The organism is Martinezella tropici, assembly GCF_008370325.1.
Classification (GTDB): Bacteria; Pseudomonadota; Alphaproteobacteria; order Rhizobiales; family Rhizobiaceae; genus Rhizobium; species Rhizobium tropici_B.
The window spans coordinates 713,801-725,962 of record NZ_VNIP01000011.1 but is presented as its reverse complement, the minus strand read 5'-3'; the positions used below and the strand labels follow the sequence as shown (position 1 = coordinate 725,962).

Below are 12,162 nucleotides of genomic sequence, written 5' to 3'. Positions count from 1 at the left end.
CCCGTTTACGGGGAGAGGGTTAGGGTGAGGGGCCAGGCACTGAGATGTGTCAGTAGCAGATCCTGCCCGACAGTCATTATCGGCCATGATCCAAGGCAGAAAACAACATGAACGAACAATCCGAAACGCCCCTTGCCATCATCGTCATGGGCGTGAGCGGCAGCGGCAAATCCTCGATCGGCGAGGGTGTGGCGGCTAAGCTCGGCATCCATTTCATCGAAGGCGATGCGCTGCATCCGGCCGCCAATGTCGAGAAGATGAGCAAGGGCATTCCGCTGACGGACGAGGATCGCTGGCCCTGGCTCGAAAAGATCGGTCAGGAAATTGCGGCAAGTCTTGCGAAAGGCGAAGGGGTCGCCGTCACTTGCTCGGCGCTGAAGCGCGTCTATCGCGAGCGTCTGCGAGCCGCTGCCGGCGGCCATCTCTGTTTCATCTATCTCGAAGGCTCGAAGGAGCTGCTGACGAAGCGCATGGGTGAGCGCAAGGGGCATTTCATGCCGGCCTCATTGCTCGAAAGCCAGCTGCAGACGCTGGAAGTGCCGACCGGCGAGCCCGGCGTCGTGACCGTCGATATCGATGATACGATCGAAGGCATTGTCGAAGCCTCCGTCAAAAGCCTCAAGGCAATTCTCTAGAGCAATTCCAGGAAAAGTGCGTAGCGGTTTTCCGTCCGGAATTGCGTAAAAACAAGAGGATAGAGCGCTTTCGCGATTCGGAGAAAAGCGGAAAGACTCTAACGCAATTCCAGGAAAAGTGCGAAGCGGTTTTCCGTCCGGAATTGCGTAAAAACAATGAGATAAAGCAGCTCAGGGCGCAAATCGGTCCGGTGCATAAGCGGAAATATCGATGAAGGGCTTCTCGCCGGTGATGAGCTCGGCGAGCACGCGCCCCGTCACCGGACCGAGCGTCAGGCCGTGATGGGCGTGGCCGAAGGCGAACCATAGACCATTGTGGCGTGGGGCCTTGCCGATGATCGGCATCATGTCGGGCGTACAGGGGCGAGCGCCCATCCAGGGTTCCGGGTCGAGCCGTTCGCCGAGCGGGAAGGTGGCGCGGGCGACGGCCTCGGCGCGATCGAGCTGCACCGGCGTCTTCGGTGCGTCGCGCAGGGCGAATTCGGCGCCGGTTGTGAGCCTGATACCGCGGCTCATCGGCGCCAGCAGATAGCCGCGCTCTGCATCGAGCGTCCAGTTGTTGAGGATGGCGTTGCCCTCGGTAGCGTAATGCATGTGGTAGCCGCGCTTGACGCCGAGCGGGAAGGCATAGCCGAAGCGTTTCGTCACGATATCGGCCCAGGGGCCGAGAGCGACGACGACATCCTCCGCCTCTATCGACCCTTCCGCCGTCACCATTCTCCAGGCTGAGCCCGCCATGCCGAGCGAGACGGCATCCCCCGTCGTCACGCGGCCGCCGATGCTTTCGAAATAGCGGCGATAGGCTGCTGTCAGCCCGTGCGGGTCGAGCACCGACCAGGGATCGCGCCAGCGCAGGGCACCGGAAAAATTGCCTCTGAGATGCGGCTCCATGGCGGCGATCTCCTCACTGCTCAAAGCATCGTAGCCGATCCCGAATTCGCGGTTGAGACGTTCTGCCTCGGCATATTCTGCGTCGCGCTTCTCGTTCGAACGGAACAGCTCCACCCAGCCGTTCTTGCGAATGAGTTCCTCGGCATGCGAGGCTTCGATGAGATCGTTGTGCTCGCTGACCGAATGTTCGATCAGCGGCGCGTAGGCGCGCGAAATCATCTCGTGGCGCTTCGTATTGGAATTCCACCAATAGCGGGCGAGGAAGGCGATCTGCGCGGGCAGGGCGCGCAGATGATAATGCGCGTCGATGCGATTGTTGAAGGCATAGCGCAGCAGCAGGCCGAATTGCTGCGGAAAACCGTAGGGCACGACGCCCTCGCGCTGGATGAGGCCTGCATTGCCGAAGGATGTTCCCTTGCCCGGCGGCTGGCGATCGACGAGGACGACTTGTCGTCCCCGCCGCTGCAGATGGATTGCCGTCGAAACACCGACGATGCCCGCACCGAGAACGATTGCGTCCTTTGTCATCTTATCCTGCTATCCGCATGCTCATTGCATTGTCGCGCGACCTTCAAGGCAGTGAATGCCAGTGCCTGGAGCGCGATCTAAGCATCGAAAATGCCTGCCAAATTTCAGTGGCGCAATTGAAAAATGCGGTTAGGCCGCACTCTGTTTCAAACAGGCATTTTCGGCGCGGATGCGGATTGCGAGAATGATGCCGTTCAGCAGCGAAAAGATCGCGGCATAGAGCGGCAAGCCGAAGGCGAGCGGCAACACGGCGATCTCGCCGATGACGATCGCATAGTTCGGATGGCTGAGGAAGCGATAGGGTCCCCTGGTCACGAGAGCGGCGCCCGGCAATATGATGATGCGCGTCGTCCATCGCCCCTTCAGCGTCGCCAGTACCCAGAGACGCAGTCCCTGCAAAAGCATGAAGAGCAGGAACCAGCCGGGATCGATTGGCCGGCCCGTGGCGAACAGCCATAGCCCGATCAGCCAGGCCGCATGCAGCGCCACCATGAAGGGATAGTGCTCCGGGGCATATTCACGGGCGCCGCGGGCAAGGAGGGCGGCGGTGTTGTGCCTGGAATAGATGAGCTCAGCCAGCCGCTGCAGCGTCACGAAGGTCAGAAGCGCGATCGACGGCCATAGCATCAGACGACCCTCCTCAAGGTGATGCAGCTTGCCGAGAAGCCCGGACCCATGGCGAGCAATGCCGAGCGAGAGGGAAGTCCGGCCGCAATCATGCGCTCCAGCACGAAGAGCACGGTGGGAGAGGACATATTGCCATAGTCGCCGATCACCTCGCGCTCGATGTCGAGCGCGCCGTCTTTAAGGCCAAGTACGCTCTCGAGTGCTGTCAGAACCTTGGCGCCGCCGGGATGGCAGATGAAGCGGTCGACATCCGAGATCAAAAGCCCGGATCGCTCCAGAATGCCGGCAACGGCGCCCCTCAAATGCGTCTCGGCAAAGGCGGGCAGCGATTGATCGAGGACGATGCCGAAGCCGGTATCGTCGATCCTCCAGCCCATGATGCCGAGGCTGTCGGGAAAAAGGTGCTCGCCTGTCGATTCGATCTCCGCGATACCACTCTCGCCTGCCCGCAGCACGCAAGCTGCCGCTCCATCGCCGAACAGCGCCGTGGCAATGATGTTGGGCCGTGTCAGTTCGTCCAGACGGAAGGCGAGTGAACAGAGTTCGATCGCAACGAAGAGGATAACGGCGCCCGGCCGGCTTCTTGCCATCTTTGTCGCGACGGCAAGGCCGGATACGCCGGCTGCGCAGCCGAGCCCGAAGGTCGGCACGCGTTCGATATCGCCGCGGAAGCCCATCTCGCCGGCGAGCCGCGCCTCGAGGCTCGGTGTCGCGAGCCCAGTGGATGAGGCCGTGACGACGCAGTCCACCTGGCTGGCTTCGAGGCCGGCGCGTTGCAGCGCCGCAGTCGCCGTCCGGCGGAAAAGTTCGGACGCCACTTCCGCATAGGCGGCCATGCGGTCCTGCCAGCCATGCGGCTGTTCGAACCAGGAAAGCGGCCGCGCCAAATGGCGCTTGCGAATGCCGGTGCTCTCGAACACGCGGGCGAGATATTTGAAATCCTGAAAACGGTGCGAGAACAGGCGGCTTGCCGTCTCGGCGGCGTCCGTCTGGAGGATGATGTTGTCGGGCGTTGCTACGGCGAGGCTTAGAAGTTTGATGCTATCGGTCACGGGTTTCTCCTGTGCCCTTGAGGGGCATATGGTGGAAACACGCAATGGCGACGGTCTATTCGATGTCGGAGCAGTCACGAAAGGGTGACGGCGTCCGGGCCTGGGATCTTCAGAAAAAAATTCTTGGACCCTCCGAATAAAATGTCCGGACGGTGTGTTCTCTCCTCGCAACGTTCATTTTGCCAAGGAGACAGTTCATGACGACCAAAGCATTTCGCCTGGCTTCCATCGCTCTCGGTGCCAGCCTGACCCTCGGCGCTTTCGCCGTTCCCGTCTTTGCCGCCGGCGACGATTCGAGCACGACGCCGACCTGCAAGAAGGGCGAGATCTACGATCAGAAGGCGAAGAAATGCGTCAAGCAGCAAAGCGCCAACGTCACCGATGAAAACCGCGCCGACTACGCCTATTCGCTGGCCAAGAAGGATCATCGCTACGAAGAAGCGCTCGCGGTTCTGGACACGATGAAGAACCCGAATACTGCCGAGGCGCTGAACTATCGCGGCTATGCCACCCGCAAGCTCGGCCGTACGGACGAAGGCATTTCCTACTACCAGAAATCCGTCGCCATGGACCCGAAATACACGCTGGTCCGCGAGTATCTCGGCGAAGCCTACGTCATCAAGGGCCAGATGGATCTCGCCAAGGACCAGCTGGGCACGATCAAGACGCTCTGCGGCAATACGAGCTGCGAGGAATATCGCGATCTTCACGCCGCGATCCTGAACCCGTCCAGCCTGTAACGGCCGCCCGGGTCAACGATGAAGACTGTAAGCAGGGAGCTTTGCGAGAAATATGGGAGTGATGCCGGTCGCTCGTAGCGCAATTTCTGCTTATAGTCCGACAGCAACGAAGCCGCCGAAAAGGTCGGCGGCTTCCGGACATGCGAATGCGGCGGAGGATGTCATAGCGAGCGAAGAGGATATCAGGACGGGGCTGTCCCAACATCTGACGCGGCTATGGCGCTATGGCGTGGTGCTGTCGCACCAGCGGGACGTGGCTGACGATCTCGTGCAGGCGACCTGCGTCAGGGCTCTGGAGCGAGCGGCCCAGTTCACATCGGGCACACGGCTCGATCGCTGGCTCTTTGCCATCCTGCATTCGATCTGGCTGAACGAGGTCCGCTCGCGCCGCGTGCGCATGGGGCAGGGCTTCGTCGATGCCGACGAGACGCTGGTTTTCGACGGTGCACGGGAAACCGAAACGCATATTTTGGCCGGGCAGGTATTGCAGCGCGTTCAGGCCCTGCCGGAGGCGCAGCGCACCGCGGTGTTCCTGGCCTATGTCGAAGGGCTTTCCTATCGCGAGGTGGCCGACGTTCTTGATGTGCCGATCGGGACGGTCATGAGCCGGCTGGCGGCGGCGCGGGCGAAGCTCGCCGAGGGCATGGGAATGGCGGCTGACGGAAAAACATCCGGAGGTGAGCGACTGGGGAATGGAAATGAGTGAATTGCATAAAGGACAGATGCCCTCGGACGAGCAGCTCACCGCCTTCATCGATGGTGAGTTGGATGCTGCCGAGCGCGAGCGGATCGAACGATTGATCGCCGACGACGAGCGCGTGGCGGAACGATTCGATTTTCTGTCGCGCAGCACCTTGCCCTTCGCAGAGGCATTCCAGCCGATGCTTGCCGAGGCTCCGGCTGCGAAGCTGGATGCCATGCTTGCCGCCATTCCCTCGAGAGAGGAGAGCAAAGTCCGCACTGCCGGCATCGGCCGCCGCGGTTTCCTTGCGGCCGTCGCCGCAAGTTTCGTCGCTGCCATTGCCGTCGACCGTACCGTGATCGGCATCGGCCACCGGCTTTCGAAACCGGATGAAGATACGGAATGGCGTGCCGTAGTGGCGGAATATCTCTCGCTCTATACGGCGGATACGCTGAGCGCTCCAGCCGGTGATCATGCGCAACAGGTTGCGCAATTGAATGAAGTCGGCGCCAAATTGAATCTGTCGCTGGCGCCCGAAGCCGTCGCCATGCTGGGCATCGAGTTCAAGCGTGCTCAGATCCTGAATTACGACAGCAAGCCGCTGGCTCAGATCGCCTATCTCGATCCGGAAAGCGGTCCCATGGCGCTCTGCATCGTCCGATCCGCCAAGGGTGCGGCGGCGCCGGACATGGAAAATCGCAAGGGCATGAATGTCGTCTATTGGTCGAGCGCCACCCACGCCTTCATGCTGATCGGGCATGCGCCGATCGACCGGATGGAGCAACTTGCGGCTGATGTCAGGGCGCACCTGGTCGCCTGAGGGCTGTTTGGCGCGCGACTAAAATGGCGTGATTCAAAAAGAATTTGGCGAAAACCCATCCTGCTGGTATTCTTTGCCCAACGAAAATCGAACGAGCGCCAGCAGCATACCCTCAGGGGCCTTGCGCGGCGCGGTGGAAAAGATACGTGAGTGACCCCGACAGCGGCCTAGCGCCGCAGGCAGACGGGGCGTCGGCAGCAGAGCGCAGGAAGGGTAAATCCTCCCGGCGCGCGAAGCGTAAGCGCGGTCATGGCCGTCCAAACGCTCATTCTGCGGAGGCCACCCAGGCAGGCAAGTCCAGCCAGGTGGCGCAACGCCCAGCAGAGGATGAGGCCGGCTTACCGGCCAAAAAGCGCAAGCGCCGGCGCCGTGCACGCGCAGCCCAAGGTGGTGCGCAGCCTGCTTCCCAGACACAGCAGCTTTCGGCTCCGGCGGAGCATCGTGCCTCGCCGGATCATGGCCATCCGTCTTCGCATAAAAGCGGTAAGAACCGGCGCAAGCATCGCAGCAAGCGTGGCCTGCAGGGCCGGCCTCTGGTGCATGAGAAAGTGGCGCAGATCGTCGCTCCTGCCAATGCTGCTTCGAACGCGCATGCGCCAGTGGCCCATGACGATCATCGCCAGATCAGGCAGTCGCCGCCGCGCCGCGAAGGGCAGGGCCAACATCACCCCTATGCCGACGCCGATTCCCGGCCACTCGACCTCTATGCGGCCCTCGACCTCGGCACCAACAATTGCCGCCTGCTGATCGCGCAGCCGACCCGCCCCGGCCAGTTCCGGGTGGTCGATGCCTTTTCGCGCATCGTGCGCCTCGGCGAAGGACTTGGAGCCAGCGGACGTCTGTCGAGCGATGCCATGGATCGGGCCGTGGAGGCATTGCGCATCTGCGCCGCCAAGCTGAAAACGCGCGAAATCCGCCGCATGCGGCTGATCGCGACCGAGGCCTGCCGCGCGGCGGACAACGGCGAAGCTTTCCTTTCACGGGTCACCGAAGAAACAGGACTGCAGCTCGAAATCATTGATCGCGAGACGGAGGCGCGGCTTGCCGTTTCCGGCTGCTCGTCGTTGGTGGGACCGGAGGCGCGCTCTGTCGTTCTGTTCGATATCGGCGGCGGCTCTTCCGAGATTGCCGTCATCCGCATCGGCGAGAATCGCTCCAGCCGGCTGGCCAATCACATCACCCATTGGACCTCGCTGCCCGTCGGTGTCGTCACGCTCTCCGAGCGACATGGCGGTCGCGACGTGACGCCGGAGCTGTTCGAGACGATGGTCTCCGAAGTCCAGCGCATGCTCGAGCGTTTCGATTGCCCCCCGGTCCATGGCGCAGCACGCGACAGCGGCGACTTCCACCTGATCGGGACTTCGGGCACGGTGACGACGCTTGCCGGCGTTCACCTCGATCTTCCGCGCTACGACCGGCGCAGGGTCGATGGTGTCTGGCTGTCGGATGATGAAGTGAGCGCGATGCAGGCCAAGCTCTTGTCCTGGGATTTTGCCGGCCGCGCCGCCAATCCCTGCATCGGGCCGGATCGTGCCGATCTGGTGCTGGCGGGATGCGCCATTCTGGAGGCGATCCGCCGCCGCTGGCCAAGCCCGCGCATGCGCGTTGCCGACCGCGGCCTGCGCGAGGGACTGCTGACCGACATGATGGCAGACGATGGCGTTTGGCGGCGGGGCCGCTCGCGCCGAGGTCATCGACCGAGGGATATGAAGGGGCCGCAGACGTGACCAAGCCAACCATCGCCGGCAACCGCACGGGCCGCAAGCTCGGCCAGCGCGTCAAGAAAAAGAAGCTGAAGGCCTCGTCGCGCCAGTGGCTACAGCGTCATATCAACGATCCCTATGTGCAGCGCGCCCAGCTCGAAGGCTATCGGGCCCGCGCCGCTTTCAAGCTGCTGGAGATCGACGAGAAACATCAGATTCTGAAGGGTGCGCGCCGCATCATCGATCTGGGTGCGGCACCGGGCAGCTGGTCGCAAATCGCCGCCAAGGTGACCGACTCGACTGAAGAGGATATCCGCGTCGCGGCGATCGACTTCCTCGAAATGGCGCCGATTCCCGGCGTCAGTATCCTGCAGCTCGACTTTCTGGAGCCGGATGCGCCGCAGCGGCTGATCGATGCCGTCGGCGGCACGCCGGATCTCGTGCTTTCGGATATGGCGGCGCCGACGACGGGCCATCACCGCACCGACCACCTGCGGACCATGCATCTCTGCGAAGTGGCTGCGCATTTCGCCGTCGAGGTGCTGGCCGAAGGTGGGCATTTCCTTGCCAAAACCTTCCAGGGTGGAACGGAGCGCGATCTGCTGACCTTCCTGAAGCAGAATTTCCGTCAGGTCGTCCATGTGAAGCCCGGCGCATCCAGAGCCGAGTCGGTGGAAATGTTCCTGCTGGCGAAAGGCTTCAAGGGCCGGAAGCCGGAAGGCGAGACGGAAGAACAACAATCCGTCGCCGATCACTAAACCCGACCATCCTCAATCGATAAACTGACGAAACCCTCGTTGCGCTGCGGCTTGGCTGAAGCGCAACGAGGGTTGGATCATCACTTTGCGGCCGGCTGCTGCACCTGCGGCTGCAGGGTATCGACGCGCTTGAGACCGGCCTTGTGGCCGGAAACCATGGCGCCGGCACTGCGATCCATCCGGATGAAGGGGATGGTCGCAAGCACGGTCAGCACCGAGATGCAGAAGAAGGCGATGTGGAAATCGCGCACCTGCAGCTCCGTGCCGCTGAAGAAGGTGGAGGTTTCCAGGATCATGGCGGCGACGGCGACGCCGAGCGCCAGGCTGATCTGCTGCATGACCGAGCTCATCGATGTCGCCTGGCTCGCCTGCTTGTCGTTGATATCGGCAAAGGCAAGCGCATTGATGCCGGTGAAGAAGAAGGAGCGCGAGAAGCCGCCGATCAGCAAGATGCCGACGATGATGAGATGCGACGTCCAGGGCTGGAAAAAGCCGGTGCAGATCGTGGTGATGGTGGTGATCGCCGCTGCCGAAAGCAGCGCGGTCTTGAAGCCGACGGCGGTAAAGACCCGGCGGGCGATGAATTTCGTCGAAATCGCGCCGATCGCGCCGGCGAAGGTGATGAGGCCTGACTGGAATGGATTGAGGCCGAAGCCGAGCTGCAGCATCAAGGGCGTCAGGAAGGGCATGGCGCCGATGCAGATGCGAAACAGCGTGCCGCCGGTGACGGACGCGCGGAAGGTGGCATTCTTCAGCAGCGACAGGTCGAGGATCGGGGCCGGGTGACGGCGCACATGGCCGACATAAAGAACGCCGCAGACAAAGCCGATGACAATGGCGGAGATGCCGATATAGGGCGGCAGCGCCGGCAGGCTGATGACGGACATGCCGAAGACGACGCCGGATGCGGCGAAGGACGTCAAAAGGAAGCCGATGAAATCGAGCTTCGGCGGCATGGTCGCCTCGACATCGGGCAGGAAGATCGATGACAGGATGACGCCGAGGATGCCGACGGGCACGTTGATCAGGAAGATCCAGTGCCAGGAGGCGTAGGTGGTGATGAAGCCGCCGAGCGGCGGGCCGGCAAGCGGGCCGACGAGCGCGGGAATGGACAGCAGCGCCATGGCGGAAACCAGATCGCTCTTCTGCGTGGTGCGCACCAGCACGAGCCGCCCGACCGGCGTCATCATCGACCCGCCGATGCCCTGCAGGAAGCGGGCGAAGACGAATTCGAGCAGGCCACCGGAAAAGGCGCACATGATGGAGCCGATGACGAAGACGCAAATCGCGATGCGGAAGATGTTCTTCGCGCCGAAGCGGTCCGCCATCCAGCCACTGATCGGGATGAATACGGCGAGCGACACCATGTAGGAGGTCAGCGCTAGCTTGAGTGTGATCGGGCCGACATGCAGATCGTTGGCGATGGCCGGCAGCGCTGTCGCGATGACGGTGGAATCCATCTGTTCCATGAAGAGGGCTACGGCGAGGATCAATGGAACGATGCGATTCATAGGCATCTGCCTTGATAGGTCTGTCTTCGGTAAGGCCGCCGCTTAGGGCGCGATCAGCCGCTCTGTAGTCCTATGCGAGGCAGCTGCCAATCCCGGATCTTGCTCCGTCAACGGTTGGGGATCACGTCTTGGTGATAGCCACCGTCCCATGGCGCGGAACGCAGGATTTGACATATGCTAAGGGCATGGAAATGCTAAACGCATAAAACGTCGTCCGGTCTATTAGCGGATTCGGATTGTCTTGTCATGACCAAATTTTCGGTTGAGACGAGGACCTTCCGGGCCGTTGTCGCCGGCGACGACGATAGGCGCAGCTTACGCTGTGCATCAACAAAGGAGTGAGTTCATGACTGCCGTCCTGCCCCCGGATACGCATCAGTTCAAATTGGGATCCTGCATCATCACCGTCGTCAAGGACGGCGCCACCATCTTGGACAATCCCTGGGAAACCTTCGGCTCGAACCAGGCGCCCGACACCGTTCGCAAATTGCTGGAGCAGAATTTCCTGCCGACTGAAAAGCTCGTCAACAGCTATGCACCCGCCATCATCGACACCGGTTCCGACGTCATCGTCGTCGATACGGGTTTTGGCGCGGCCGGTCGCGCCCGTGGCCTCGGCCGCTTTCGCGAGGGGCTGAAGGCCGTCGGCTACACGCCGGAGCAGGTCACCGTCGTCGCCCTGACGCATCTGCATGGCGATCACATCAACGGACTGATGGAGGAGGGCGGCCCGGCCTTTCCGAATGCCCGCTACGTCAGCGGGGAGATCGAATACGGGTTCTGGACCGACAAGGCGCGCGAGGGAACGCCGGCGGAAAGCGGCCACAAGGCAGTGCTGGCAAACGTCGTGCCCTTCGCCGAAAAGATGACCTTCCTTAGGGATGGCGACCAGATTATCAGCGGCATGACCGCCATGCTGGCGCCGGGCCATACGCCCGGCCATCTCGTCTTTCATCTGGAATCCGACGGCAGGCAGCTTGTCATGACCGGCGACACCGCCAACCATTATGTCCTTTCGCTCGGTCGTCCCGATTGGGAAGTCCGCTTCGACGCGGATAAGGCGCAGGCCGCCAAGACCCGCCGTCGCATCTTCGACATGATCGCCGCCGACCGCATACCCTTCCTCGGCTTCCACATGCCTTTCCCCGCCGTCGGCTTCGTCGAGAAGCAGCCCGAAGGCTTCCGCTATATTCCGAAAACTTATCAGCTCGATGTTTGAGATAAACTAGCCAAGGCGAATGGGATCGCACGTGCTAGAGGTGTGATCCCGTTTCAGTTCTGGGCAATAGCACTTCGCCCGAGGCGAGGCTCCGTTCCTGCCAGCAGCCGCCGTATGTTGGCCCGATGGCGAATGATCACGTAAAGGCCGCCTGCAATCACTAGCAGTCGATAGGGCAGTGGTTGTTCTAAGCTGCAGATGAGCGCAATCGCAGTCAAGGCCGCTAGGATCGAACCAAGGGAGACAATCCGAAAAGCAGCCAGCACGAGGCCAAAAACTGCCAGAGCACCTAGACCCGTTGGCCAAGATATCGCCAGCAGCAGGCCAAGTCCGGTCGCGACGGACTTGCCGCCCTTAAAATTCAACCAAACCGGACGGCTATGCCCCAGCAATACGGCGAGTCCCGCTAAGCAAACTGGCCAAGACACCCAGGCTTGCCGATCGAACTCCGTCTGTAGCCAGACAGGAGAAAGCGTGCCGAGTTGGGGATAGAACCAAAGGGCAAAGACGATTGCCGCAGTACCTTTCAATATATCGATCACGAGCACCGCCAAGGCGGGCCATTTCCCAAGAGTTCGCAAAACATTTGTTGCACCCGTGGACTTGGAACCGTGTTCTCTCAGATCGATGCCCTTGAGCAGTTTCCCGGCCAGATAGCCTGTGGGCAGGGAGCCGAAGAGATAAGCGATCGCCAATCCAATTATGCTCGCTATCCAGAAAGTCACAAATGCACCTCGTCTACGCCTTGCCGCCACGGATTGCGGGCTCTCTCCGTCGAAAATTCTCTGCCGGCTGCCGCCAGAAGAGTTCTCGGACGCTCTGCTTAACCAAAACGACGGTCTTGTTCCGATTTCCGCACCATCGCGAAATTGGGCTTTCCGGGCAATCGCGTTTGACGGCGCCTTGCATGAAAATCTCTCAGCGCCGCAGCCGAATCCCGCTTTGAAGCCAAGGCTTAGCATATCTGCCCCGCGCTTTTTGCTATTCCCTTCCTGT

Annotated in this window: 12 protein-coding genes; 7 read left to right on the top strand and 5 right to left on the bottom strand. The window is 61.5% G+C overall.

Features of this window, described 5'->3' with window-relative positions; translation table 11 throughout:
- The first annotated feature begins 107 nt into the window (after positions 1-107).
- The gene (locus tag FP026_RS24440) at positions 108-635 is read left to right on the top strand and encodes a gluconokinase (protein WP_149637163.1); all 528 of its coding nucleotides are present in this window, start codon (positions 108-110) and stop codon (positions 633-635) included.
- A gap of 171 nt (positions 636-806) precedes the next feature.
- Here FP026_RS24440 and FP026_RS24435 read toward each other — a convergent pair whose 3' ends face one another.
- The 3 genes from FP026_RS24435 to FP026_RS24425 form a co-directional block, all read right to left on the bottom strand.
- Complete coding sequence (locus tag FP026_RS24435; RefSeq protein ID WP_149637162.1) at positions 807-2,054, bottom strand: NAD(P)/FAD-dependent oxidoreductase; 1,248 nt, start codon at positions 2,052-2,054, stop codon at positions 807-809.
- Positions 2,055-2,183: 129 nt separating this feature from the next.
- The gene (locus tag FP026_RS24430; RefSeq protein ID WP_149637161.1) at positions 2,184-2,681 is read right to left on the bottom strand and encodes an isoprenylcysteine carboxyl methyltransferase family protein; all 498 of its coding nucleotides are present in this window, start codon (positions 2,679-2,681) and stop codon (positions 2,184-2,186) included.
- A complete protein-coding gene (locus tag FP026_RS24425) occupies positions 2,681-3,733 on the bottom strand; it encodes a type III polyketide synthase (RefSeq protein ID WP_149637160.1) in 1,053 nt (350 codons plus the stop codon). The genes FP026_RS24430 and FP026_RS24425 overlap by 1 nt, the downstream gene beginning before the upstream one ends.
- A 197-nt stretch (positions 3,734-3,930) precedes the next feature.
- Here FP026_RS24425 and FP026_RS24420 point away from each other — a divergent pair, with 197 nt between their 5' ends.
- From FP026_RS24420 to FP026_RS24400, 5 genes are all read left to right on the top strand, one after another.
- A complete protein-coding gene (locus FP026_RS24420) occupies positions 3,931-4,473 on the top strand; it encodes a tetratricopeptide repeat protein (protein WP_149637159.1) in 543 nt (180 codons plus the stop codon).
- A gap of 61 nt (positions 4,474-4,534) precedes the next feature.
- Entirely contained in the window at positions 4,535-5,179 is a 645-nt protein-coding gene (locus tag FP026_RS24415; RefSeq protein WP_149637187.1) for an RNA polymerase sigma factor, read from the top strand.
- Positions 5,172-5,975 (top strand): anti-sigma factor family protein, encoded by an 804-nt coding sequence (locus tag FP026_RS24410; RefSeq protein WP_188112666.1) that lies wholly within the window; start codon positions 5,172-5,174, stop codon positions 5,973-5,975. The genes FP026_RS24415 and FP026_RS24410 overlap by 8 nt, the downstream gene beginning before the upstream one ends.
- A 146-nt stretch (positions 5,976-6,121) precedes the next feature.
- Positions 6,122-7,702 (top strand): Ppx/GppA phosphatase family protein, encoded by a 1,581-nt coding sequence (locus FP026_RS24405; protein ID WP_149637158.1) that lies wholly within the window; start codon positions 6,122-6,124, stop codon positions 7,700-7,702.
- Positions 7,699-8,436, top strand: a complete 738-nt coding sequence (locus tag FP026_RS24400) for an RlmE family RNA methyltransferase (RefSeq protein ID WP_149637157.1) — start codon at positions 7,699-7,701, stop codon at positions 8,434-8,436. Before FP026_RS24405 ends, FP026_RS24400 begins: the two co-directional genes overlap by 4 nt.
- An 80-nt stretch (positions 8,437-8,516) precedes the next feature.
- Here FP026_RS24400 and FP026_RS24395 read toward each other — a convergent pair whose 3' ends face one another.
- Positions 8,517-9,947, bottom strand: coding sequence for an MFS transporter (locus FP026_RS24395; protein ID WP_149637156.1), 1,431 nt, complete (start codon positions 9,945-9,947; stop codon positions 8,517-8,519).
- 346 nt (positions 9,948-10,293) lie between these two features.
- On the opposite strand from FP026_RS24395, the gene FP026_RS24390 reads away from it, so the two are divergent.
- Positions 10,294-11,166, top strand: a complete 873-nt coding sequence (locus FP026_RS24390; protein WP_188112665.1) for an MBL fold metallo-hydrolase — start codon at positions 10,294-10,296, stop codon at positions 11,164-11,166.
- 53 nt (positions 11,167-11,219) lie between these two features.
- Here the strand turns inward: FP026_RS24390 and plsY are convergent, their stop codons facing one another.
- Positions 11,220-11,891 carry a glycerol-3-phosphate 1-O-acyltransferase PlsY gene (gene plsY / locus FP026_RS24385; RefSeq protein WP_149637154.1) on the bottom strand — a complete coding sequence of 224 codons (672 nt, stop codon included), beginning with the start codon at positions 11,889-11,891 and terminating at the stop codon, positions 11,220-11,222.
- Positions 11,892-12,162 lie beyond the last annotated feature (271 nt).